Raw genomic sequence first — 23964 nt, forward strand, 5'->3', positions numbered from 1 at the left:
ACGTAAAATAAAGAACCGTAAACACTTATTTAAAAGTATTTACGGTTTTTGTTTATTGTGGAGAATATTTTTATCGAATAGTCGTAAAAGAAAGTATCTAATTAAAAAAGGTAATTTTATATATATACTTCAAATATAATAAATTAGCACTTTTACGAAAAATATTGATTGTAAGAATTTTATTTAATTTACATTTGAGTAACGCTAACTTTTACTTGGATAAAATGAAATTAGAAAAAATACTAGATAAATTGGGTTCTCTTGAGAAAAACTCCTTCATAAAAATAATAGATAATATTATCTCTAGTAATCCTAAAAATTTTAAAGAAATTGATTTAATACTAAGTTCTACCGATAAAGTTTTGAAAACGGTTGATAGTCAGAATGTAACTAAAATTTTTGAATTGATTAAAAATGAGTTTTTAGACTATATTAAAACTGAATTTGAAGATACGGCATCACAATTAGATATTTTAATTGATATCATTATTCGAGATGGGAACTGTATAATGAGTCAAGTACATCTTTCAAAATTATACGAAATTGAGCTTAAAAATTTAAAAAGTAATATCAAAACCCTAAATTCTGATTTAGAAAACGATAAATCAGAATTGACTCTTGACAGAAAGCGAGATTACAAAATTTATAAATCTTGTTTATCTACTGCATACAATAATGATTTGCTAAATAATAGAGAGGCAAAAGTATCTTCTGATGAATTATCAATTTTATTGACTCTTTCAAAAGAATTAGAGCTCTCCCAAGAAGAAATAAAATTAATCAATTATTCTATTCTTCCAGTAAAGAATATTCAAATTCCAGACGTTATAAACAGTTTGAAGAATTTCGGGGTTGTTTTTTATTCAAAGAAAGATAGTACAGTTTTTGTTGCAGACGAGATGGTTAGTATTTTGAGAGAATTAAGAGGAAAGGAAATTGCAGATAAATACTTCAGAAGAACTCTAACTTTACTAAGAGAGCCGATTATAAATCAGATAGCAAAAAAACATAGTATCGATAGAAAACTAACCAATTCACAGAAAATTGAGAAAATTATAAAGGGAGGAATTTCATTTGCAGGAGTTTTATCAACTGACATTTATAAAGAAGGCATGTCATTAACTGAAAAGAAAAAAGAACTTAATGATCTATGTGAAGAAGGATTAAATCTTTCTAATTTAAAAGGAAGTACTTTAGAGGACAAAATAAGTAGTTTAATTACCTATTTTGAGAATATTGACAAAGATGAAAAGATAGGTATTTCTTTAGATGGATATAAAAAAATGGTTTCTGAACTAAACACATCAATACCAAAGTTCAACAAACAAGTTAAAGACCAATTCGAGTTGCAAGACGACTTTGTGTTAAATGCAACATTCCTTTTAGATTATAATATTAAGCCTAGAGACTTATTAGATTTAATAGAAAAAAATGACTTGATTGCATTTATAAAACATAACGGCATCAGACAAAGGGGAGACAATATCACTAATATTCTTGAAAATTATAAGGATGCAGAAAACCTATACTTAGAAAATTATCAAAATGTTGGGTATAGAGACTTAAACGTTTTAAAAGACAATGGAATCGTGATAAAAGAAAGTGAACTTGGTTTGAAATTCGAGGAGTTGACGAAAGTTATTTTTAATAATATTGGCTTTAATGTGGATGAAAAATTAAAAAATTCATTAAACACTACTAAAGATAAAATAGATGTTGTTTTAAATATAGGTAATGATGAAATCATTATTGTAGAATGTAAAACCAGCAAAGAAAGTAGTTACAATAAATTTAGCGCCGTATCTAGACAACTAAAATCATATCAAAATCTAGCTTTAAAAAATAACTTAAGGGTAATTAAGGTACTATTAATTGCGCCTGATTTTAGTGAAGATTTTATATCAGATTGTGAAATGGACACTGAAATGAACTTGTCACTTATAACCGCCTCTACATTGTCTAAAATTGCAGATACTTTCAAATTATCAAAACATAAAGTTTTTCCCTATATTTTATTCCGAGATGTAATAGTTAATGAAGAAAGAATCTTAAAAGCCTTACTTAAATAAATGCTCAGAGTAGCCTCAAGAGTCACTCCTTTTTATGTAAATAGAATCAGACTTAAGTAAAAAAAAGAACCGTAAACACTTATTTAAAAGTTTTTACGGTTTTTGTTTACTGTGGAGAATATCGGATTCGAACCGATCACCTCTTGCCTGCCAGGCAAGCACTCTAGCCAAATGAGCTAATCCCCCAGAACTGCCGCAAATATAGTATAAAAAACACATATTTTGAAAAACAGCTTTCAAATTTTTCAAAAATGTATTGTTTCCTTGTAAAATTTATAACTTTACATCAAAACAACTTAAATGGCAGCACAAAACCCAAATGGTTCTCTCACTACAATAATCGAAAATAAAATTGCTACGGTTGAATTCGGACATCCAGCGAGCAATTCTTTTCCTCGTCAGTTGTTGGATTCATTGACTTCAGAGCTTAATGTATTGAGTGCTAACGAGGACGTATCGGTAATTGTTTTGCGAAGTGTTGGTACAGGAGCTTTTTGTGCAGGCGCTTCTTTTGATGAGCTTTTGGCTGTGTCAAATCAAGAGCAAGGAACAATCTTTTTCTCTGGTTTTGCTAATTTAATTAATGCTATGCGCAGCTGTTCCAAAATAATTGTGGGTCGCATCCACGGGAAAGCAGTGGGAGGCGGCGTCGGTATTGCGGCTGCCTGTGATTATGCTTTTGCAACTGTAGATAGCTCGATAAAGCTTTCGGAATTGGCTATTGGAATTGGGCCGTTTGTGATTGAACCCGCTGTGAGCCGAAAAATAGGGAAAAGCGCTATGTCCGAAATGACATTGTCAGCTCACGAATGGAAAAATACCGATTGGGCACATCAAAAAGGACTTTATGCCAAAGTACTGCAAGACCAAGTGGAGTTAGACATTGATTTGGCTCATTTCACCAGTAAACTGGCTTCGTATAATCCAGAAGCTTTAATCGAAATGAAAAAAGTGATGTGGGAAGGGACAGCACATTGGGACAATCTTTTGTTAGAAAGGGCCGCCATTACTGGTAAATTAGTGCTAGCGGACTTCTGTAAAAACGTATTGTCTCAATTCAAAAAGTAGTTTTAAGGACTCATTCCTTTTTTTTAGGAGCTATTCCTGCTATTCGCTATATCTTTGGCTGCCTAAAAAAGCCAGCCAAAGGATGTCGCTGCTATCAGGGCTAAAACCAATCGGAGTGGGAAACCCAAGATTTCCAAGCCATTTCTCATGTCAATTTACTAAATTTGCAGTCAAAATTATATCTCGATGAGCAATATCAGAATTACCAAAAAATTTAGTTTCGAAACCGGTCACGCCTTATATGGTTATGATGGGAAATGTAAAAATGTTCATGGGCATAGTTATAAATTGTCAGTTACCGTGATAGGAAGCCCTATTGAGAACCGAAATGATGTTAAATTTGGAATGGTTATCGATTTTACCGACTTGAAAAAAATTGTTAAAGAAGAAATTGTCGATCAGTTTGACCACGCGACTGTTTTCAACGAAACGACACCGCATGTTGAGTTGGCACACGAATTAATTAATAGAGGTCACCACGTAATCTTGGTAGATTACCAACCTACTAGCGAGAATATGGTAGTCGATTTTTCACAAAGAATTATCGGAAGGTTGCCTGTAGGGATTCAACTTTTTTCACTAAAACTTCAAGAAACAGAGTCCTCTTTTGCCGAATGGTACGCTAGCGACAATTTGTAATTTCAAAATCCATACTTTAGCTGCATGCAATTACCTAATAATAAGAAAGTATATTTCGCATCCGATCAACATTTTGGAGCACCAACACCCGAATTGAGTTTTCCAAGAGAACAAAAATTTGTGGCCTGGCTCGATGAAGTAAAAAAAGATGCAGAAGTTATTTTTTTGGTGGGTGATTTATTCGATTTTTGGTTTGAATATAAAACGGTTGTGCCTAAAGGGTTTGTCCGAGTTTTAGGTAAACTAGCTGAAATTCGCGACAGCGGAATTCCAATCTATTTTTTCGTAGGAAATCATGATTTATGGATGGATGATTATTTTCAGAAAGAATTGAATATTCCAGTTTACTATGACAATCAGGAGTACACTTTTGGAAATAAAACCTTTTTAGTAGGTCATGGAGATGGAAAAGGGCCGGGAGATATGGGTTACAAACGCATGAAAAAAGTGTTTACAAATCCGTTTTCTAAATGGCTTTTTAGATGGTTACATCCCGATATTGGAGTTCTTTTGGCGCAATATCTATCCGTAAAAAACAAATTGATTTCTGGAGATGAAGACATCACTTTTCTTGGAGAGGAGAAGGAATGGCTGATTTTGTATTCCAAAAGAAAACTAGAAACTAAACATTACAATTACCTTGTTTTCGGTCACCGCCATCTACCTATGAAAGTGTCTGTAGGAGAAAATTCAGAATACGTAAATCTGGGCGACTGGATCATTTATTTCACTTACGGTGTTTTTGACGGGGAAAATTTTGAACTAAAAAAGTACTAGAATTAATTCATTCCCTCACCAAATAAATAATCATTTAGATTAATTTTAAACAAAGTACCTTCTACTAGGTCTTTTATCGAACTTAGCTCGTCCATAGAAACGGCTAAATCAATTTGAGAACAGGGTGTTTTTAATAGAAATTTAGGGCACTCATTTTTTAAGGCACAATCATCACAAGAGTTGTTAAGCGTATAACTTTCGTGAATACAACACTGAAACAGTTTCAGTTCATGGCGGCTAAAATAAAAACCAGTTTCTCTAAAAATCAATTGGACTTTGTCTGTTAATACTTCGTTCTCTTTTCTCCAGTAGAAAGAAGTGCCTTCATCATTGAAATATATTTGTTTCATTTCTTGCATAGTAATTAGTTTCAAACAAATATAATAATTATTTAGATTTATTCTAAATAAAATTAGTTAAAATTTACTCCTGATTTTCGTGTTCTTCTAAGTCTTTGGTCAGATCTAGTTTTCTAAAAGTTGGTGAAATTATCCCTGTGGTCAATACAACGAAGAGAGTCATACTTCCACCAAAAACTACCGCAGTTACTGTTCCCATTAGTTTTGCCGTAAGTCCGCTTTCAAAAGCCCCTAATTCGTTTGAAGAACCCACAAACATCGAGTTTACTGCTGAAACCCTCCCGCGCATGTGGTCAGGCGTTTTAAGTTGTAAAATAGTTTGTCTGATGACAACTGAAATCCCATCGAATACGCCGCTGAGGAACAAGGCTAAAAGCGATACCCAGAAAATAGTGGAAAGCCCGAAGACAATGATACAGATTCCAAAGGCAAAAATAGCGGACAATAATTTCATCCCTGCATTTTTACTCAAAGGAACGTATGCCGTAATGAGCATGGTGATGAAAGCGCCAATCGCTGGAGCAGCTCTCAAGAAGCCAAACCCTTCTGGACCTACTTTTAAAATGTCCTGCGCAAAAATAGGCAATAGTGCCACAGCTCCTCCAAAAAGAACGGCCACCATATCTAGTGTTATGGCTCCTAAAACGGTCTTGTTGTTGAATACAAACTTTAATCCTTCAGATAAGCTTTGCATCACCGGTTCTCCTATTTTCGGATTCAGAATTGGCTTTTTCTCAATTTGAGATAAAAAAAGCATTGCAAAAATGGAACAGCCAAAAACGGAACACATAGACCAGTGAACACCAATTAAAGTGATCGAAAAACCCGCTACGGCAGGCCCGGCCACTGAAGCTATTTGCCAAACGGAACTGCTCCAAGTAGCAGCATTAGGATAAATTTTCTTTGGTATTAATAGTGATAGAAAGGAAAAAATGGTGGGTCCCAGAAAAGCTCTCACTAATCCTCCTAGAAAAACCAAGAAGTAAATGGAATACAAAATAGTTTTTGTAGTGTAACCTTGAACAACTGCAGGCCAAGTCAATAGAAAAAGTCCGAAACTAATTACCGAGAAAGCTAAAATACATTTCAGCAACAGCCCTTTCTTCTCCTTTTGGTCGACAATGTGTCCGGCAAACAATGCCATAGATACGGCGGGAATTACTTCCATCAAGCCAATAAGTCCTAGTGAAAGCGGATCTTTAGTGATACTGTATACCTGCCATTCAATTACGATAAACTGCATAGACCAAGCAAAAACCATGGCAAAACGCAACAATAAAAAAGTATTAAATTCTTTGTAACGTAAAGCTGCGTATGGATCTTTCTTTTTCATTTTGGATTGCTAATTATCTGATATTTTTTAATCTCAGTTGGATCGAAATTTTTCCATTCCATTCATTTTCGTCAATGCAATAGACGGCTTCAAATGCTTTTTGGTTTGTAGTCAAATCGATCTTGTTTCCTAATCCAAAACCTATTGCTGAAATGCCTTCAGAATTATTTTGTTTTACAAATAATTTCAAATGCTCGTCTTCACCACCTAGTTTCTTTGCATATCCGGTATCTTTTACATTCTTGGTCAAAAACACAGGTGTCATGTTTTGTGGACCAAAGGGTTCAAATTGTTTTAAAATTCGGGTAAGTTTGGGTGTGATATCGGCAAAGTCAATTTCGGAATCAATTTCGATTTCTGGGATCAACATATCGGGATGGATTGTTTCCTGAACTTGTTTTTCAAATGCTTCCTTGAAAGTCGAGTAGTTTTCTTCCTTTAATGTCATTCCTGCAGCATACATATGTCCTCCAAATTGTTCCAAATGTTGTGAGCAGGCTTCCAGAGCATTATATACATCAAAACCTTTGACAGATCTTGCCGAAGCCGCATATTTATCGCCACTTTTCGTAAAAACAAGCGTAGGACGATAGTAGGTTTCGATTAAACGAGAAGCCACAATCCCGATAACCCCTTTGTGCCAGTCTTCCTGATAAATGACCGTGGTGAAGCGTTCTTTTTCGTCATTATTTTCAATTTGCAGCAAACCTTCTTTGGTGATTTGCTTGTCTAGGTCTTTTCGGTCAGAATTGTATTGTTCAATCTCCGAAGCAAACTGCTGTGCTTGTTCAAAATCAAATTCGGTTAATAACTCAACCGCATGATTTCCGTGTTTTAAGCGTCCCGCTGCATTGATACGCGGAGCAATAATAAAAACGACATCGGTAATATCTAAGCTTTGTTTTTTTATTTGGTGAATCAGCGCTTTAATTCCCGGTCTCGGATCGCTATTAATAACTTGCAAGCCAAAGTGGGCAAGCACCCGATTTTCGCCAGTCATAGGGACAATATCGGCGGCAATTGCCGTAGCGACAAGGTCTAAGTAGGGGATAAAATCATCAATAGTTTGATTTCTATTATTTCCCAAAGCCTGTATTAATTTGAAACCAACGCCACAACCGCACAATTCGTCATAAGGATAGCTGCAATCATCTCTTTTTGGGTCGAGAACCGCAACGGCATCGGGCAAAGTAATTCCTGGTCTGTGGTGATCACAAATGATGAAGTCGATGCTTCTTTCTTTTGCATAAGCAACATGATCGATCGATTTTATTCCGCAATCTAGAGCAATGATTAGCGTAAAGCCATTGTCATCAGCAAAGTCAATTCCTTTAAAAGAGATGCCGTAGCCTTCGGCATAACGATCTGGAATGTAAGTGGCAATATTCGGGTAATAGGTCTTTAGATAAGATGAAACAAGCGAAACCGCTGTTGTACCATCAACATCATAATCACCAAAAACAAGAATATTCTCTTCATTAGCAATCGCAAGTTCAATCCTTGCTACCGCTTTATCCATGTCTTTCATCAAGAATGGATCATGCAAATGGGCTAATGAAGGGCGGAAAAAATTCTTGGCATCTTCAAAAGTTTCAATGCCTCGTTGAACCAATAATGTAGCTACGAAATCTTCGACATTCAATTCTTGCGCCAGGTTTTTTATTTTCTCCTCTGCAGGTTTTGGTTTAATGGTCCAACGCATATTAATTTGGGATTATAATAGTTTATGAATTTCTATTGTATCGAAAAAAGAGACCGCAAATTCGCAAATTAAGTTTATCAAACTGAAATAAAAAAATTTGTGAATTTGCGGTTAAATTGTCTTTTTTTATATTATTTCGAATCTAAAACTTCTCCTTCAAAACGAATTCCGTCCCAACCCATTTTTATGAAATTACGAATATTTTGATGGTCATTTCCTTCAGGGTTTTTTAAAACGTCTTCAAAATAATAGGCCCCAAAACAAGCTAATGTTTCTTCTTTCGAAAGGCGATGCAATTTGGCGAAAGCAAATAATTTACATGAACCAGAGTTTTCGCCAGCCGCATTATGCTGACTTCCATTTTGGAATGCTGTTGGAGTAAAAACATAATTTTCCTCTATTGTAGCTATGGTTTCAGTAAACGCAATAGTTTTTGGAAATTGTTTTAACTGGGTAATATAAGTTTCTAAAGTCATATTTTATAAATTAAACTTCTTCTATTTCTTGTGTTTCGTCTTTCGAAAATTTGCTTTTTTTTACTTCTTTAATGATTGGTTTTCCGCCAACTACAACAACAATTTCTCCTCGCGGCGCTGTTTTTTCAAAATGAGTCAAAACCTCACGAGTTGTTCCTCTCACATTTTCCTCATGTAATTTTGATAATTCTCTAGAAACACATATTTGGCGTTCTTCACCAAAGTACGTTATGAATTCGGCTAATGTTTTAACTAGCTTATGAGGTGAAACATATAGAATCATAGTTCTTGTTTCCTCGGCCAGTTCTAAATATCGGGTTTGCCGCCCTTTTTTTTCGGGTAAGAAACCTTCAAAGATAAATCTGTCATTGGGCAAGGCACTATTCACTAAGGCAGGAACAAACGCTGTCGCGCCAGGCAAACATTCGACCGTGATGCCGTTTTCGACACAAGCGCGAGTTAATAGGAAACCAGGATCAGAAATTGCTGGAGTTCCCGCATCAGATATTAAGGCAATGGTTTCGCCTGCTTTTAATCGCGAAATTAAATTCTCTACGGTTTTGTGCTCATTATGCATGTGATGACTGTACATGTGCGTACCGATCTCAAAATGCTTCAAGAGTTTTCCGCTGGTGCGGGTGTCTTCGGCCAGGATTAAATCGGCTTCTTTTAGAATTCGGATTGCTCGAAAAGTCATGTCTTCGAGATTACCAATTGGTGTGGGTACTATATATAATTTTGACATAAGATGGATGCGAGTATTCTATTTAGTTTTGGATAAGAACAAAAAAGTCTTCTGTTATTTTAGAAATTCAGATTTGTCTAAAGGAATTTTTTCTCAATGATGTCCATAAAACGTTCTGCATAATCATCTTTTCCTTTCCAATCATTGTAATCGGGTTTTACCATCTCTTCGATAAAGTTTTTTGTTTCATAAAAGTTATCAAAAGTGATTAATTGATTTAGCACGCGATTATAGTCTTCGTTGCTATTTCCAAAAAGGTGTTTTACAAATGCAATTCTATCATTCAAATCGATATCGATTCCTTTTGAAAGTTTATCGTTCAGAGATACATTTTTTGCTTGTTCAATTTCTGGTGGGTTTATCTCTGTATTAATTTGAGCTTTTTCTGATTCTGGAATGTCGTGCACCGCTTTAAATAGGGTTATTGGTGGTAAAGCTTCAATATCATCTACTTTTACAAAATGTGGTTCACTATAATTGCCGCCCAATAAATCTGAAAATGATATCTGTACTGTTTCTGCCAGCTTCGTAATTTCAGTTTCGCTATCTTCTGTTAACTCAAAAGCGGCTTTAAACGGTGGAGGTGTTTCTTCCTCAGGGAATAGATTTTCGCCTGTTTCCTCTGGAGATGTCTCTTCGTGATTGCTTTCTTCTGGCTCAAGCTGTAGCTCCTGTATATCTGCTTGAAATTCTTCAACCACTTCTTCGTCTTCCTCGTTTTCAGGTGCTTCTTTTTCTTCATCGACAGAGGAATCTGCTTCAGTAACTATTTCTGCTGCTGGCGCTTCTTCGTGATCTAAACTTTCAGGTGCCTCATCCTCATCAACAGGGTGGGTCTCATTGTGGGTTTGTTCTTCTGCAACTTCCGGAAACACTTTGCTTTCCGTCATTTCGATTACAGTTTCAGCAGGCAATTCTTCAGTACGGTCATAAAAATCTTCTATTTCTTTCTGCATTTCAGCATGACCTATAGTTGGTTTAATTAGGCCATAATTTTCTTCTATAAATCGTAAAACGGACAATTTTTCATATAATTTTTGAGTTTCAAAAAACAATTGATTGACATCAGATTTATTCTTTATTTTTAATATTCTATGGGCAATGCTGATTAAGTCGGCTTCCAATTTTTTTTTCATAACGTTTTAGATTATAGTATGTATGGCGTATGTATTTGTGTTTTTTGTCTAATTGTATTTTGCCTAAGAAATAAAGATCTTTTTATCTGGAACATTTTATTGTTTAAATAAGCGTTCACAGATTCCCGAATTGATAAAATTTTTCTACATTTGAGACAACGTAAAAGTATAAAATCTTAAGCGGGTTTATTACACTACAAAGTAATAAAAACTATTCATGTTTTAAGTTAGAAAAATACGAAATGTTTCTCGAAAATACAGTAAATCATAAAGAACAATTTGGTTGGATCGAAGTTATATGCGGTTCCATGTTTTCAGGCAAAACCGAAGAGCTTATACGGCGTTTGCGAAGAGCGCAATTCGCTAAGCAAAAAGTCGAAATTTTCAAACCTGAAATTGATACCCGCTATCATGATGATATGGTAGTTTCTCATGATGCTAATCAAATTCGCTCCACAGCAGTACCTGCAGCCGCAAACATAGCTATTTTAGCTCAAGGTTGTGATGTCGTAGGAATTGATGAGGCGCAATTTTTTGATGACGAGATTGTGCGAGTTTGTAATGATCTTGCCAATCAAGGTATTCGCGTTATTGTAGCCGGACTGGATATGGATTTTAAGGGGAATCCTTTTGGTCCAATGCCTGCATTAATGGCAACTGCTGAATATGTTACCAAAGTTCACGCAGTATGCACAAGAACAGGAAATTTAGCTAATTACAGTTTCCGTAAAACTGACAATGACAAATTAGTTATGTTAGGGGAAACCGAAGAATATGAGCCATTAAGTCGAGCAGCTTATTATCATGCGATGCATAAAGATCAGGAGAATAGATAAAACCTTCTCCGCAACCATCTCAAAAGGATACTCAGGCGGAACGGAAATTTAGTAAATAAGAAACCCTTGCAAAATTTTATTTTTGAAAGGGTTTCTTATTTATAGGGATATTCGATTTTGGCGATAAATTTAAGAACGATACTCTTAAATCTTTTTCCTTATCCTTGCTACAGGAGCGTCCAGTTGTTCTCTATATTTTGCAATTGTTGTTCTGGCAATAGGGTATAATTTTTCCTTTAGCAATGTGCTTAAATCATTGATTTCCAAAATATTTTTTGAAGATTAATACTAATTTTTTTGTTTTCGAAAACGTTTTTGTAAGCTCATTAATGTTATAGTTTTGTTTTAAGTATGTTTTATTAAACTTAATTTTATATTTACGAATCAATATTTTTTTGATATAAATAAATTTTAATATGGTTGATTTTAAGAAAATTGTTAGTGTAATTGTTCTTCTTATTTCTAGTGTAGCATTTTCTCAGAAAAGTATATCTTTTCCTGAGGCTAAATTTAAAAAAGGGGATCAGCCTGAATGGAAAAATATTGATCATGATGATAGTGATTGGGCAACCATAAAAACTACTTTACGCTGGGAAGAGCAAGGGTATATAAAGTATGATGGTTATGCATGGTATCGTATCAAGTTTGTAGTGCCTTCGTCATTTAAAAGTGAAGCTGCTGCAAAAGAAGGGTTGACTTTTTTTCTCAGTAGAATAGATGATGCAGATGAAACGTATTTTAATGGCGTAATGATTGGTAAAACAGGCAGTTTTCCAATTGATACAGAAGGACCTGTTACTGCATGGGGAGTGAATAGGGTTTACAAAGTGGATACCAATAAGGTCGGTATCAATTGGGATAAAGAAAACATACTTGCTATACGGGTGTCCGATTTTTCAGGAGGCGGTGGTGTTTTTGGCGCTGTTCCTACTGTTAGAATGAATACGTTGAAAGATGTTTTAGACATGAATATTGAAGCAGACTCTATCAAAAAAATGGATTATCATGTTGTAATAAAAAACACAACTCAAAGTGTGATTGAAGGAATTTGGACTATCTATACCAAAGACGGGGAGACCAATAAAATAATAAATACCGTAAATAAACCTATTCAATTAAAAGGTCAGGCCCAATTCGAAGAGAATATTGCAGTCACTGATGTTTCTAAAAGAATTGAAATTGTTTCTTCTTTCAAAGAAAATGAAAGTTCTGAAGAAAAAAATGTAGTTTGTGTTACGCCATATATCCTTACGCCCGCATCTTCCGACATTCCTAGAATTAATAGTCCTGCAGTTTTTGGAGTTCGTCCAAACTCCCCTATGTTGTTTAAAATTGCGGCAACGGGTAAAGGAGAATTGATTTATAAAGTGAAAGATCTTCCTAGAGATTTGAGTTTAAATAGTAAAACAGGAATCATTAGCGGAAAAATATCTAATAAAGGAAACTATAAATTATCGGTAGTTGTTTCAAATAAATTAGGCAAAGCAGTTCAAGATTTTGTTATTAAAGTTGGAGATCAAATAGCGCTAACTCCGCCAATGGGTTGGAATAGTTGGAACTGTTGGGGGTTAAGTGTGAGTGATGAAAAGGTGCGAAGTTCTGCGCAAGCAATTATAGACAAAGGGTTAATTAACCACGGATGGAGTTTTGTTAATATTGATGACGGCTGGGAAAGTGAAAAACGCAATGATGACGGTACTATTTCTTCCAATAAAAAATTTAAGGATATGAAATCCATGGGAGATTGGTTGCATGATAACGGAATGAAATTTGGGATATATTCTTCTCCGGGTACTAAAACCTGTGGAGATTATTTAGGATCTTATCAATATGAAGATAAGGATGCAGCAATATATTCAAAATGGGGTGTGGATTATTTAAAATACGATTGGTGTAGTTATGACGATATTTTTTATCAAGCAAAAGATTCGTCACTTGCGGCTTTTCAAAAACCGTATAAAATAATGCAGAAAGCCTTGTTAAGTCAATCCCGCGACATTGTTTATAGTTTGTGTCAATATGGAATGGCAGATGTTTGGAAGTGGGGAGGCGAAGTGTCTGGAAATAGCTGGAGAACTACTGATGATATCAATGACTCTTGGCAAAGTGTAAAAAACACAGGGTTTACCCAAGGTAAATTATATCCTTATGCAAAACCCGGGAACTGGAATGATCCAGATATGTTGGTTGTAGGTCAGGTAGGTTGGTCAGGAAAGCTAAGACCATCTAGACTAAATCCAGATGAACAATATTCTCATATTAGTTTGTGGTGTTTGTTGTCTGCTCCTTTATTAATAGGTTGTGATATTAATATGCTGGACGATTTTACACTTAATCTTTTAACAAATGACGAAGTGATTGCTGTAAATCAAGATGTTTTAGGAAGGCAAGCACAGCAAAAAATTAAGACAGATGATACTGAAATCTGGGTAAAAGACCTTGATGATGGTGGCAAAGCAATTGGTATTTTCAATATGAGCGAAAATTATGCAAAGATCCAACTTAATTTTGCTGAAATTGGATTGGATAATAGCTTTGAAATTAGAGATATATGGAGGCAAAAAGATTTGGGTGTTTTCAAAAATGAGTTCCCAACATCAATTCCGCCTCATGGGGTAACTTTTATAAAACTCCTTAGGAAATAAAGTTTTGCTAAAACATAGAAAAACGCATAATGAAAAACTTTCATTATGCGTTTTTTTTTGTGGATTAGAAAAAAAGTAGTCCTGAAATTCAAATTTCAAGTTGTTATTGGAACCACAAAATTTCTAAATCTTTTTCCTCATTCTTGCTACAGGGATGTCTAGTTGTTCTCTATATTTTGCAATAGTTCTTCTAGCAATAGGATAACCTTTCTCTTTTAGCAATTCGGCCAATTGATCATCTGGTAAAGGTTTTTTCTTGTCCTCTTCCTCAATGATATTCTGCAATATTTTTTTAATTTCAAGTGTCGAAACATCTTCACCCTGGTCATTTTTCATCGCTTCTGAGAAGAATTCTTTAATCAGTTTTGTACCGTAAGGTGTTTCTACATATTTACTGTTGGCTACACGTGAAATAGTTGATATGTCAAGGCCTACCAGGTCCGCAATGTCTTTTAGAATCATCGGTTTCAACTTGATCTCGTCGCCATCTAGGAAATACTCTTCCTGATAATGCATGATGGCGTTCATCGTTACAAAAAGTGTTTCCTGACGCTGTCTAATGGCGTCAATAAACCATTTTGCGGAGTCCAGTTTTTGTTTGATAAACTGAACGGCATCTTTTTGTGTACCTGATTTATCCTTGGACTCCTTGTAAGTCTGCATCATTTCTTGATAATCTTTGGAAACATGCAGCGAAGGGGCATTTCTTCCATTTAAAGTCAATTCCAGTTCGCCATCTACGATTCTAATGGCAAAATCGGGAACGACATTCTCCGTGATTTTATTATTACCTGTAAAGGCTCCACCTGGTTTCGGGTTGAGTCTTTCTATTTCATGAATCGCTTTTTTTAGCTGCTCATTCGAAATATTATATTTCTGGATTAACTTGTCATAATGTTTTTTTGTAAAAGCATCAAACTGATTTTCGATAATATCAGTAGCCAGTTCCAGGTATTCTGTAGGGGTTTTATGTTTTAATTGTAACAGTAAACATTCTTGTAAATCTCTTGCGCCAACTCCTGAAGGTTCCAGTTCATGGATTACGTGCAACATTCTTTCTACAGTCAGTTCATCAGTATAAGTTCCTTGAGTAAACGCCAAATCATCGACAATGTCAGCTACGCTTCTACGGATATACCCCATGTCATCAATACTTCCAACAAGAAATTCAGCGATATCCCTTTCGTCGTCATTCAAAATGAAAGTGTTTAACTGGTTGATCAAATCTTGATGAAAACTCACTGGTGCTGCTAATGGAGACTCCCGTTCCTCATCATCATCACTGTAATTATTGGCTTGTGTTTTATAATCGGGGGTCTCGTCATTACTCAGATATTCGTCAATATTAATGTCTTCGGCCTCGATTCTGTCGGATTCCGAATCGTCATAATCATCGTAATCTTCATTTTCATATTCATCCTTTTCGTATTCCTCTTCTTCTTTACCCGCTTCAAGTGCAGGATTTTCATTCATTTCTTCGAGTAAACGTTGCTCAAAGGCTTGCGTAGGCAATTGAATTAACTTCATCAGCTGTATTTGCTGCGGAGATAATTTCTGAGATAATTTTAAATTTAAGAATTGCTTCAGCATTAAGTTTAATCGTTTATTCGGTTAATCGTTTATTTGGTTAAGCAATTAACCGAATAATTTTTTTTTAAAACTCTGCATTCATTGGCGTTCTTGGAAAAGGAATTACGTCACGTATGTTCGTCATTCCAGTTACAAACAGCACTAATCTTTCAAATCCAAGTCCAAAACCAGAGTGAACCGCTGAACCAAATCTACGTGTATCAAGGTACCACCATAATTCTTCTTCGTCGATTCCTAAAGCTTTCATTTTTTCTACCAAAACATCAAAACGCTCTTCTCTTTGAGATCCTCCTACGATTTCGCCAATTCCAGGGAAAAGGATATCCATAGCACGAACTGTTTTTCCGTCTTCGTTTAAACGCATATAAAATGCTTTGATATTTGCTGGGTAATCAAACAAGATTACTGGGCATTTAAAGTGTTTTTCTACTAAATAACGCTCGTGTTCTGATTGTAAATCAGCTCCCCATTCGTTGATGATATAATTGAATTTTTTCTTTTTATTTGGAGTACAATCTCTCAAAATATCTATCGCCTCAGTGTAAGATACGCGTTTGAAATTGTTTTCTAAAACAAAATTTAATTTGTCAAGCAAAGCCATTTCACTTCTTTCCGCCTGTGGTTTTGATTTCTCTTCATCTAGCAATCTTCCTTCTAGAAATTTCAAATCGTCTGGACATTTGTCTAAAACATATTTAATTACATACTGAATAAAATCTTCAGCCAAATCCATATTGTCGTCCAAATCATTAAAAGCCACTTCGGGCTCAATCATCCAGAATTCAGCTAAATGGCGAGAAGTGTTTGAGTTTTCGGCTCTAAATGTTGGTCCAAAAGTATATACTTGGCCCAAAGCCATAGCATAGGTTTCTGCTTCCAGCTGACCTGAAACGGTAAGGTTTGTTTCCTTACCAAAGAAATCTTCTTTGTAATTTACCTTTCCATCTTCAGTTCTTGGAGTACCGTCAAATGGTAAAGCTGTAACTTTAAACATTTCACCAGCACCTTCCGCGTCAGATCCAGTAACGATTGGCGTATTAACATACACAAAGCCTTTTTCCTGAAAATAACTATGAACGGCAAACGATAAAACCGAACGCACGCGCATGATTGCGCCAAACATATTGGTACGTACACGCAAATGTGCATTTTCACGTAAGTAATCCAAGCTTGGTTTGTTTTTTGGCTGTATTGGGAATTTCTCTGCGTCAGAGTCTCCTAATATTTCCAGCTTGTTCACTTGAATTTCAACTTTCTGACCAGCACCTTTACTTTCGACCAAAGTTCCTGTTACAGAAATAGCGGCGCCAGTAGTTATTCTCTTCAATGTTTCATCGGGAGTGTTCTCAAAATCGACAACACATTGTATATTGTTGATGGTAGAACCATCATTTAAAGCGATAAATTGATTGTTTCTAAAAGTTCTCACCCAACCTTTTGCATTTACTTCATGAAGTGTCGTTGTACTGTCTAGTAAGTCTTTAACTTTTGTATGTCTCATTTAATTGTATAATTGATATTAAAAATTCTGGTTCAATCGAATTACAAATATAATCGATTTCTTTTAAATGTCATTGTTGTGATAGTGTATTCAGGAGCTATTTCCCGCTATTCGCTTTATCTTTTACTTTTTAAAGAAAAAAGTAAAAGGATGCCGCTACTATCGGGGCTAGGAAATATTGGAATTATGGGTTTCTTGTCTTACTTCGTTTTATAAAGTGACTAAGATTAAAATAGATTCCATATCCCGAAACGATAGCTGAAACTAATAACGAAATGGTATATCCAATATAGGAGAATACAACCAAGAGTAAATAAATTATTCCAATATTTTTCAACACATGATAGTCTTTTTTTAAGAGAAAAATAAGGTCAATCGGTAATGTAAATAAGATGAAAATAAAAACATTAAGAATTACGGCGTATCCTTCAAAGAATTTTTTTATGACAAAGTAATCATAAGATAGTGGAATTATGACACCAAATAAAAATAATGCAAATGCAATCCCCAAAAGCAGTAGGTGGAAATTATCTTTTAAATTCGTATTATTCATGTAGCTTAATTTACTAGAACAGCTTTTTATTTTAAAAAAGAATTTTGATTCGTGAGGCTTCTTTTCAATAAATTTACTACTTTTCAGAGTATTTAATAGATAAAATGGAGTTCTTTTTTTAATTTTGTTCAGCTTTAGTAATCATATTATTTTTTGCTTCTTTAAGCAAATGGTTAATTTAATCGCCTAGTAAACCGCAATGAAAAAAACATTCTACGCCATCTTCTTAGTGCTGTTACTTGCTTCTTGTTCTGGACAAAATTCGTTTGGCAAACCTGAAGTAAATCCAATTGATATTCAAACTGATTTTATGGATTGGTGGACCTATCAGTACAATAATATTATGCTTTCTAGGGATTTTGTAGCATTAGATGCAAATTCAAAATAAATTACCAAAGTCCATTTTCTAAAAGAATTAAGTGAGGGAAATTACATCCCAATTCGGTTAGATTCAGATACCACTATTTTTTATTACAAACTTTTTAAGATTGATCCAGCATCAGACACAAGTATCAAAGCTACAATTACTGAAACAGCTTTCAATGAAATTCAAAATCTAAAGAAAGAAGGCGAGCCATTTCCTGAATTTTCATTCAAAGATTTAAACGGTAATTTAATTACAAATGAAAATCTTAAAGGAAAAATTGTAGTTATAAAATGTTGGTACATTCATTGTTCTGCTTGCATCAAGGAATTTCCCGATGTCAACCAATTAGCCAGCAAGTATAAAAGTCGAAACGATATTGTATTTCTAAGCCTAGCCGAGGATTCGCCAGAACAGTTAAAACCCTTTTTAGCTAGAAAACCACTTTCGTATGCTGTTGTTCCCAATATGAAATCCTATATGAATTTGACCTTACAACTCAATGCTTTTCCTACACATTTTATAATCAACGAAGAAGGAGTAATCGTAAAAGTACTATCTGATTTTAAAAGTCTAGAGGTTGCTTTTGAGAAAGTAAGTGGGGAATAAATGTATTGGTTTAAAATAAATCTTAAAACCAAATGTTGCAATGGGCCTTGCTTAGCGTGTAAAAATTTAAGTTACAGCTATACAGATTAAAAGGATTAATCTGTACTAATCCTTTTAATCTGTGGCTAATAAAAAATGGGATAGACTTTCAGGTTGTCCCAAATCTATGAATTTTGAGTACGTAGGGCTTACTTATTGTCCTCCATGTCCATTATTAAATTGGCAATAAGAGCAGTCCAGCCCGTTTGGTGAGATGCACCTAGCCCTTTACCTGTGTCTCCATCAAAAAACTCGTAGAAGAAATGTTCGTTTTTGAAATGTTCGTCTGTCGCAAAATGTTTTTCAGCGTCATCAGAATGGTATTGAAATTTACCTTCGGCATTTGTCTCAAAAAGATTGACTAATCTTTTCGTTAATTCGTTGGCAATTTCATTTAAGTTCAATTTGTGTCCTGAGCCTGTAGGGAATTCATAAACATACGTAGGCCCGTAAAAAGTAAAATATTTACGTAATGACGTAATGATCATATAATTCAAAGGCATCCAGATAGGACCACGCCAGTTTGAATTTCCTCCAAACATACCCGAACGACTTTCGCCAGGTTCATATTGAATTTGGTGATGACCTTGGTCTCCAAAAACAAAAGGATGGTCTTTATGGTACTTAGATAACGAACGAATTCCATAATCAGAAAGAAACTCGTCTTCATCTAACAAGCGTTTCAAAAGGTGTTCTAATCTAAAACCACGCATAATCGAGAATAGAAAATTACCCTCTTTATTGACGTTCTCTATATTTGAAATTAAGGATGCCAGATCGGGACGTGTTCTTATAATTTCCTTTGATCGTCTTTGAAAGTCTTTTAACTCTTTAAATAAATCGATATTCATGATTTCGACTGCAAACATTGGAATAACACCAACTAAAGAACGCACTTTTAAACGTTCTGTACTTCCGTCAGACATTTCAACAACATCGTAATAGAAATTGTCCTCATCATCCCAAAGCGAAATGTCTTTTTTTCCAATATGATGCATAGCCCAAGCGATATTTAAAAAATGCCTGAAAAACTTAGCCGAGATTTCTTCGTAAATTTTGTTTGTTTTTGCTAATTCAAGTGACATGCGCAACATATTCAAAGAGAACATCGCCATCCAACTCGTTGCATCTGCCTGTTGCATTTTCTTAATTCCCTCCGGCATATGGTTGCGGTCAAAAACGCCAATGTTGTCTAGACCTAAAAACCCGCCTTCAAATAAGTCCGTACCACTAGTATCTTTTTGGTTTACCCACCACGTAAAATTGATGAGTAGTTTTTGGAATGCTTTTTCTAGAAATGGAGTGTCAGCTTTGCCTGTTCGCTTTCTGTCTTTTTCATAAACAGTCCACACTGCCCAAGAGTGAACTGGCGGATTTACATCGCTAAAATTCCACTCATACGCTGGAATTTGGCCATTGGGATGCATATAGCTCTCTTGTAATACTAATAGCAGTTGTTGTTTAGCAAAATAAGGGTCTATTTCTACAAAGGAGGCCATGTGAAAAGCGAGGTCCCAAGCGGCATACCAAGGATATTCCCATTTATCGGGCATGGAAATAATGTGCCTGTTATTAAGGTGTTGCCAGCTAAAATTGCGGGAGTCAGTTCTTCTGTTGGCTGCTGTTTCATCAGTGCTACCAAATATCCATTTGTGGACATTGTAATAGTAAAACTGTTTGGTCCATAGCAATCCTGAAAATGCACTCTTTGCAATAGCTCGATGCTCTTTTGGAATGTCTTTACTTATGATTTCATTATAGAATGCTTCACATTCCGTTTTTCTTATATCAAATATCGTGTCAAAATTTTCCCAGGGATTTTCTAAAGCGACATTGCTCAAACGTATTTTGATGCTTTTTTCTGCGCCTGCTTTTAAGTCGAATTGATGCCAGATAGCCGCTTTAGTACCTTGCTTTTCTGGGTTTACAGTTGCTTCTCCGCCTATAATATGGTTGTTTATGCCATCCTTAACATAATCATATTCATTAGGGGAATTATAAATGCGCTCGTTGTTTGTTTCGTTTTCGCAGAATAATTGTTCACCTTCATTATGATAAAGATAATAATCGTTATTTCGGCTACTTTTAGAAAGTATGGTATTCTCTGAAACAGATTCCATATTAGGACGTGGATGTCTGTTATTGTGTTTCCAGAAATTACGAAACCATAGATGAGGAAGGACGTGAATTCCAGCGGTGTCCTTTCCTCTGTTAACCACAGTAACTTTCATCAAAATGTCGTCAATATCCGCTTTTGCATATTCGATATAACAATCAAAATAGGCATTGTCTTTAAAGGCAGCAGTATCTAATAGTTCAAATTCTGATTCTTCTCTATTCCTGTGATTGTTTGTTACTATTATTTCCTCATAAGGAAATTCGTTTTGCGGGTATTTATAGAGGTATTTGTTGTAGGAGTGGGTAGGCGTTGAAACTTGATGGAAATAAAGTTCTTTAACGTCCTCTCCGTGATTTCCTTGATTGTTAGTGAGGCCAAATAAGCGTTCTTTTAAAATTGGGTCTTTTCCGTTCCAAAAAACGGGAGCCAAGCATAAAATCTCACGGGAGTCGCAAAATCCACCAATACCTTCTTCTCCCCATCGATAGGCATTACTTCGCGCTTTGTCATGATTGATAAATCCCCATGCGTCTCCGTTATCGCTATAATCTTCACGAACAGTTCCCCATTGTCTTTCGGCTAAATAAGGTCCCCATTTTTTCCAATTCTCGTAGCTATTAGAAACCGCTAATTTTTCTGTCTCAGAAATTTGATGAGTCATGTTTTGTGGTGTAATCGTTAATTTTAGTTTAAAAAATCAAACACTTAGTCATAACCCCTTTCAATTAAAAATATAAATGAAGGCTCTTTTCTTTAAAAGGGTACTGCTAAAAATAAGATTTATCTTGTATAAGTAGTTATTCAATTAGTTACTATTATTTAATTGTTGTTATTGATGTGATTTTTTTGGTATCTCGTGAAAAAACAAAGCGTTAATTGACGAACACTTACTGAAATTCAGGCAATAACTTATAAAAAAGCTATATAAAAAGACGTTCACCTTTATAAAAGCTAAAAATATATTTTTATCAGAGTAGTCATAAATTATTTTAAATGTTCTTCTTCCTCCATGTTACTTAAAACATCAATTTTAGGTTCGATGAATTCTTGCTCGTTGGCCAAGGATTTGTTTAATGTCAACACTAAACAAGGTAGCAGCATGAGATTCGATAGCATTCCGAAGATTAAGGTAACGGCCACTAATCCTCCCAGAGCCACTGTACCTCCAAAATCAGACAACATAAATACAGAGAATCCTGCAAATAAAACCACTGAAGTGTAGAACATACTTATTCCAGATTCCTTTATAGTTGCAAAAACCGATTTTTTAATCTTCCAGTTGTTGTTTGTCAACTCTTGACGGTATTGTGCCAGAAAGTGAATGGTGTCATCGACTGAAAGTCCAAACGCAATACTAAAAACTAAAATCGTAGACGGCTTCAGAGGAATCCCAAAATAACCCATTAGTCCAGCAGTAATCATTAACGGTAATAAATTTGGAATCAGTGAAACGATCACCATTTTGAAGGAACGGAACATGAAAACCATTAAAAGTGAAATTAGTAAAACGGCAAATAGTAATGAAGTGACCAAGTTGTCAAGTAAGTATTTTGTTCCTTTTTCAAAAACCAATGCTTTTCCAGTCAGTACCACTTTATAGCGGTCTGAAGGAAATACTTTGTTGATTTTTGTCCAAAGTTTAGTTTCGATTTTACCCATGTTCCCAGTGGCGATATCTCTCATGAAAGTAGTAATTCTAGCCACTTGCCCCGTATTGTCAACATAACTTTTCATGATGTTGTTATCGGTATCCTTGGTAGCGTTTTTCGCGTAACCTAAAATAAAACTTTGTTCCTGAGAAGTGGGTAGCTCATAATATTCAGGGTTCCCGTTATAATAGGCTTGTTTAGAATATTTAACTAAATTTAGAATGGAAATAGGTTTAGAAAGCTCAGGGATTTCCTCGATAGTTTTTTGAAGTTCATCCATCTTTTTCAAGGTAGAGAGTTTCATTACTCCTTTTTTTCTTTTGGTATCAATGGTGATTTCAAGGGGCATTATTCCTTCAAACTCTTTTTCGAAGAACTGAATATCTTGAAAGAACCCAGTATTTTTCGGCATATCTTCAATCAAACTACCCGAGGTCTTAATTTTAAAAGCGCCAATAGCACTGACTAAAAACAAAAAGATAGCTACGGCATAGACATAACGTCTGTTGTATTTCACCATTTTTTCTATCCAATCCATGAAGACGCGAGTATAATTACGGCTTAAATGTTCCAAATGTTTCTTTTTTGGAATAGGTTGGTAGCTATAATAAATAGGAATGATGATGAGGCATAAAAAGAACAAAGCGATAATACTCAAAGAGGAAATGATTCCAAATTCTCTCAACAACTCACTTTGGGTAACTATAAAAGTGGCAAAGCCGGCGGCGGTAGTCAAGTTCGTCATCAGGGTTGCGGTTCCCACCTTCGTAATTACCCTTTGTAGCGCGCGCGCTTTATTACCGTGGGAAATAAATTCTTGTTGGTACTTATTGGTCAGAAAAATGCAATTGGGAATCCCAATCACAATCACCAATGAGGGAACTAGTGCGGTAAGGACCGTAATTTCAAAATGGAATAAACCAAGCAGTCCGAAGGTCCACATGACACCAATTACGACGATAAGTATTGAAATTAAAGTCGCTCGAAAAGAGCGGAAAAAGAAAAAGAAAATTAAGGAAGTGACTAGTAGAGATGCGCCTATAAAGAGGCTTATCTCGTCAGTAATGCTTTTTGCATTCAGTGTTCTGATGTACGGCATTCCTGAAACCCGTAAATCAATACCCGTTTCTTTTTCAAAAGCTTCAATTTTTGGGATAAAATCACTTAAAATATAATCCCTGCGCTCGGAGGTATTTACAATTTCCTTGTCTAAGTAAATTGCTGAACGAATAGTTCCATTTTTTTTATTGAAAAGTAATCCTTCGTAAAAAGGCATTTTCTCAAACAACTCTTTTTTAATTGACGTAAGATACTCTTGATTTATTGTTTTACTTTGATCCACAAAAGGGACTAATTCAAAAGTCTGAAGGCTGTCATTTTTCTGAAGCTTCTTCAAGTCGCTGATGGAAACAATCAAATCGATTTCTTTTTGGGATTTGATGTCGTTCATTAATTTATCCCATGCGGCAAACGCTTTCGGAGTGAAGAAAGTGTCGTCTTTGACCCCTACGACAATTAAATTCCCCTCTTCTCCAAACATATTTAAAAAAGCATTGTATTCTTTATTTACAATGTGAGTATCAGGAAGTAAATTAGCTTCTGTAAAAGAAAACCGAATGTTTTTCCATTGCAGGGCTAAAAACACGGTTATTAAGATAATAACACCAAGTATAACAATTCTATTTTTAAGCACGATTCTGGCGATTAGCGCCCAGAAATCCACTTTTGACTTCTTTTTCATAAATGTATTAAGTG

The 23964-nt window shown here is 35.1% G+C and carries 20 protein-coding genes and 1 tRNA gene; 8 read left to right on the forward strand and 13 right to left on the reverse strand.

Going from position 1 to position 23964, the window contains the following annotated elements:
- Window positions 1–224 precede the first annotated feature (224 nt).
- Window positions 225–2069, forward strand: coding sequence for a hypothetical protein (locus ACEN2H_RS03190; protein WP_441730332.1), 1845 nt, complete (start codon window positions 225–227; stop codon window positions 2067–2069).
- A 112-nt stretch (window positions 2070–2181) separates the two neighbouring features.
- Here ACEN2H_RS03190 and ACEN2H_RS03195 read toward each other — a convergent pair.
- A tRNA-Ala gene (locus ACEN2H_RS03195) sits at window positions 2182–2255 on the reverse strand.
- Between the two features lie 114 nt (window positions 2256–2369).
- On the opposite strand from ACEN2H_RS03195, the gene ACEN2H_RS03200 reads away from it, so the two are divergent.
- The 3 genes from ACEN2H_RS03200 to ACEN2H_RS03210 all read left to right on the forward strand — a co-directional run bounded on the left by ACEN2H_RS03200 (window position 2370) and on the right by ACEN2H_RS03210 (window position 4553).
- Window positions 2370–3137, forward strand: coding sequence for an enoyl-CoA hydratase/isomerase family protein (locus tag ACEN2H_RS03200; RefSeq protein ID WP_441730334.1), 768 nt, complete (start codon window positions 2370–2372; stop codon window positions 3135–3137).
- A gap of 186 nt (window positions 3138–3323) precedes the next feature.
- A complete protein-coding gene (locus ACEN2H_RS03205; RefSeq protein WP_441730336.1) occupies window positions 3324–3776 on the forward strand; it encodes a 6-pyruvoyl trahydropterin synthase family protein in 453 nt (150 codons plus the stop codon).
- Window positions 3777–3800: 24 nt separating this feature from the next.
- Entirely contained in the window at window positions 3801–4553 is a 753-nt protein-coding gene (locus tag ACEN2H_RS03210; RefSeq protein WP_441730338.1) for a UDP-2,3-diacylglucosamine diphosphatase, read from the forward strand.
- Window positions 4554–4555: 2 nt separating this feature from the next.
- Here the strand turns inward: ACEN2H_RS03210 and ACEN2H_RS03215 are convergent, their stop codons facing one another.
- From ACEN2H_RS03215 to ACEN2H_RS03240, 6 genes are all read right to left on the reverse strand, one after another.
- Complete coding sequence (locus ACEN2H_RS03215; protein ID WP_441730340.1) at window positions 4556–4912, reverse strand: hypothetical protein; 357 nt, start codon at window positions 4910–4912, stop codon at window positions 4556–4558.
- A gap of 64 nt (window positions 4913–4976) precedes the next feature.
- The gene (locus ACEN2H_RS03220) at window positions 4977–6245 is read right to left on the reverse strand and encodes an MFS transporter (protein ID WP_441730342.1); all 1269 of its coding nucleotides are present in this window, start codon (window positions 6243–6245) and stop codon (window positions 4977–4979) included.
- Window positions 6246–6258: 13 nt separating this feature from the next.
- On the reverse strand, window positions 6259–7947 hold the full coding sequence (gene recJ / locus ACEN2H_RS03225; protein WP_441730344.1) for a single-stranded-DNA-specific exonuclease RecJ: 1689 nt from the start codon (window positions 7945–7947) through the stop codon (window positions 6259–6261).
- 131 nt (window positions 7948–8078) lie between these two features.
- On the reverse strand, window positions 8079–8423 hold the full coding sequence (locus ACEN2H_RS03230) for a HopJ type III effector protein (RefSeq protein WP_441730346.1): 345 nt from the start codon (window positions 8421–8423) through the stop codon (window positions 8079–8081).
- A gap of 10 nt (window positions 8424–8433) precedes the next feature.
- A complete protein-coding gene (rsmI, locus tag ACEN2H_RS03235; protein ID WP_441730348.1) occupies window positions 8434–9168 on the reverse strand; it encodes a 16S rRNA (cytidine(1402)-2'-O)-methyltransferase in 735 nt (244 codons plus the stop codon).
- Window positions 9169–9245: 77 nt separating this feature from the next.
- Window positions 9246–10304 carry a hypothetical protein gene (locus ACEN2H_RS03240; protein WP_441730350.1) on the reverse strand — a complete coding sequence of 353 codons (1059 nt, stop codon included), beginning with the start codon at window positions 10302–10304 and terminating at the stop codon, window positions 9246–9248.
- Between the two features lie 242 nt (window positions 10305–10546).
- Between ACEN2H_RS03240 and ACEN2H_RS03245 the strand changes: the two genes are divergently transcribed.
- Entirely contained in the window at window positions 10547–11140 is a 594-nt protein-coding gene (locus ACEN2H_RS03245) for a thymidine kinase (RefSeq protein ID WP_441730352.1), read from the forward strand.
- 144 nt (window positions 11141–11284) lie between these two features.
- Here ACEN2H_RS03245 and ACEN2H_RS03250 read toward each other — a convergent pair whose 3' ends face one another.
- The gene (locus tag ACEN2H_RS03250; protein WP_441730456.1) at window positions 11285–11410 is read right to left on the reverse strand and encodes a hypothetical protein; all 126 of its coding nucleotides are present in this window, start codon (window positions 11408–11410) and stop codon (window positions 11285–11287) included.
- A gap of 146 nt (window positions 11411–11556) precedes the next feature.
- Here ACEN2H_RS03250 and ACEN2H_RS03255 point away from each other — a divergent pair, with 146 nt between their 5' ends.
- Window positions 11557–13785 carry a putative Ig domain-containing protein gene (locus tag ACEN2H_RS03255; protein ID WP_441730354.1) on the forward strand — a complete coding sequence of 743 codons (2229 nt, stop codon included), beginning with the start codon at window positions 11557–11559 and terminating at the stop codon, window positions 13783–13785.
- A 123-nt stretch (window positions 13786–13908) separates the two neighbouring features.
- On the opposite strand, the gene rpoN is transcribed toward ACEN2H_RS03255, so the two are convergent.
- The 3 genes from rpoN to ACEN2H_RS03270 all read right to left on the reverse strand — a co-directional run bounded on the left by rpoN (window position 13909) and on the right by ACEN2H_RS03270 (window position 17429).
- On the reverse strand, window positions 13909–15375 hold the full coding sequence (rpoN, locus tag ACEN2H_RS03260) for an RNA polymerase factor sigma-54 (RefSeq protein ID WP_441730356.1): 1467 nt from the start codon (window positions 15373–15375) through the stop codon (window positions 13909–13911).
- 64 nt (window positions 15376–15439) lie between these two features.
- Window positions 15440–16876 (reverse strand): asparagine--tRNA ligase, encoded by a 1437-nt coding sequence (gene asnS / locus ACEN2H_RS03265; protein ID WP_441730357.1) that lies wholly within the window; start codon window positions 16874–16876, stop codon window positions 15440–15442.
- Between the two features lie 184 nt (window positions 16877–17060).
- Window positions 17061–17429, reverse strand: a complete 369-nt coding sequence (locus ACEN2H_RS03270; protein WP_441730359.1) for a hypothetical protein — start codon at window positions 17427–17429, stop codon at window positions 17061–17063.
- A gap of 199 nt (window positions 17430–17628) precedes the next feature.
- Here ACEN2H_RS03270 and ACEN2H_RS03275 point away from each other — a divergent pair, with 199 nt between their 5' ends.
- Complete coding sequence (locus ACEN2H_RS03275; RefSeq protein ID WP_441730361.1) at window positions 17629–17817, forward strand: membrane lipoprotein lipid attachment site-containing protein; 189 nt, start codon at window positions 17629–17631, stop codon at window positions 17815–17817.
- A gap of 159 nt (window positions 17818–17976) precedes the next feature.
- Window positions 17977–18402, forward strand: a complete 426-nt coding sequence (locus ACEN2H_RS03280; RefSeq protein ID WP_441730458.1) for a TlpA family protein disulfide reductase — start codon at window positions 17977–17979, stop codon at window positions 18400–18402.
- A 188-nt stretch (window positions 18403–18590) separates the two neighbouring features.
- Here the strand turns inward: ACEN2H_RS03280 and ACEN2H_RS03285 are convergent, their stop codons facing one another.
- Together ACEN2H_RS03285 and ACEN2H_RS03290 are read right to left on the reverse strand one after the other, a co-directional pair.
- On the reverse strand, window positions 18591–21221 hold the full coding sequence (locus ACEN2H_RS03285; protein WP_441730363.1) for an MGH1-like glycoside hydrolase domain-containing protein: 2631 nt from the start codon (window positions 21219–21221) through the stop codon (window positions 18591–18593).
- A gap of 323 nt (window positions 21222–21544) precedes the next feature.
- Complete coding sequence (locus ACEN2H_RS03290) at window positions 21545–23950, reverse strand: efflux RND transporter permease subunit (protein WP_441730365.1); 2406 nt, start codon at window positions 23948–23950, stop codon at window positions 21545–21547.
- Between the last annotated feature and the right edge of the window lie 14 nt (window positions 23951–23964).

It is taken from the genome of Flavobacterium sp. W22_SRS_FP1 (assembly GCF_052113685.1).
Classification (GTDB): domain Bacteria; phylum Bacteroidota; class Bacteroidia; order Flavobacteriales; family Flavobacteriaceae; genus Flavobacterium.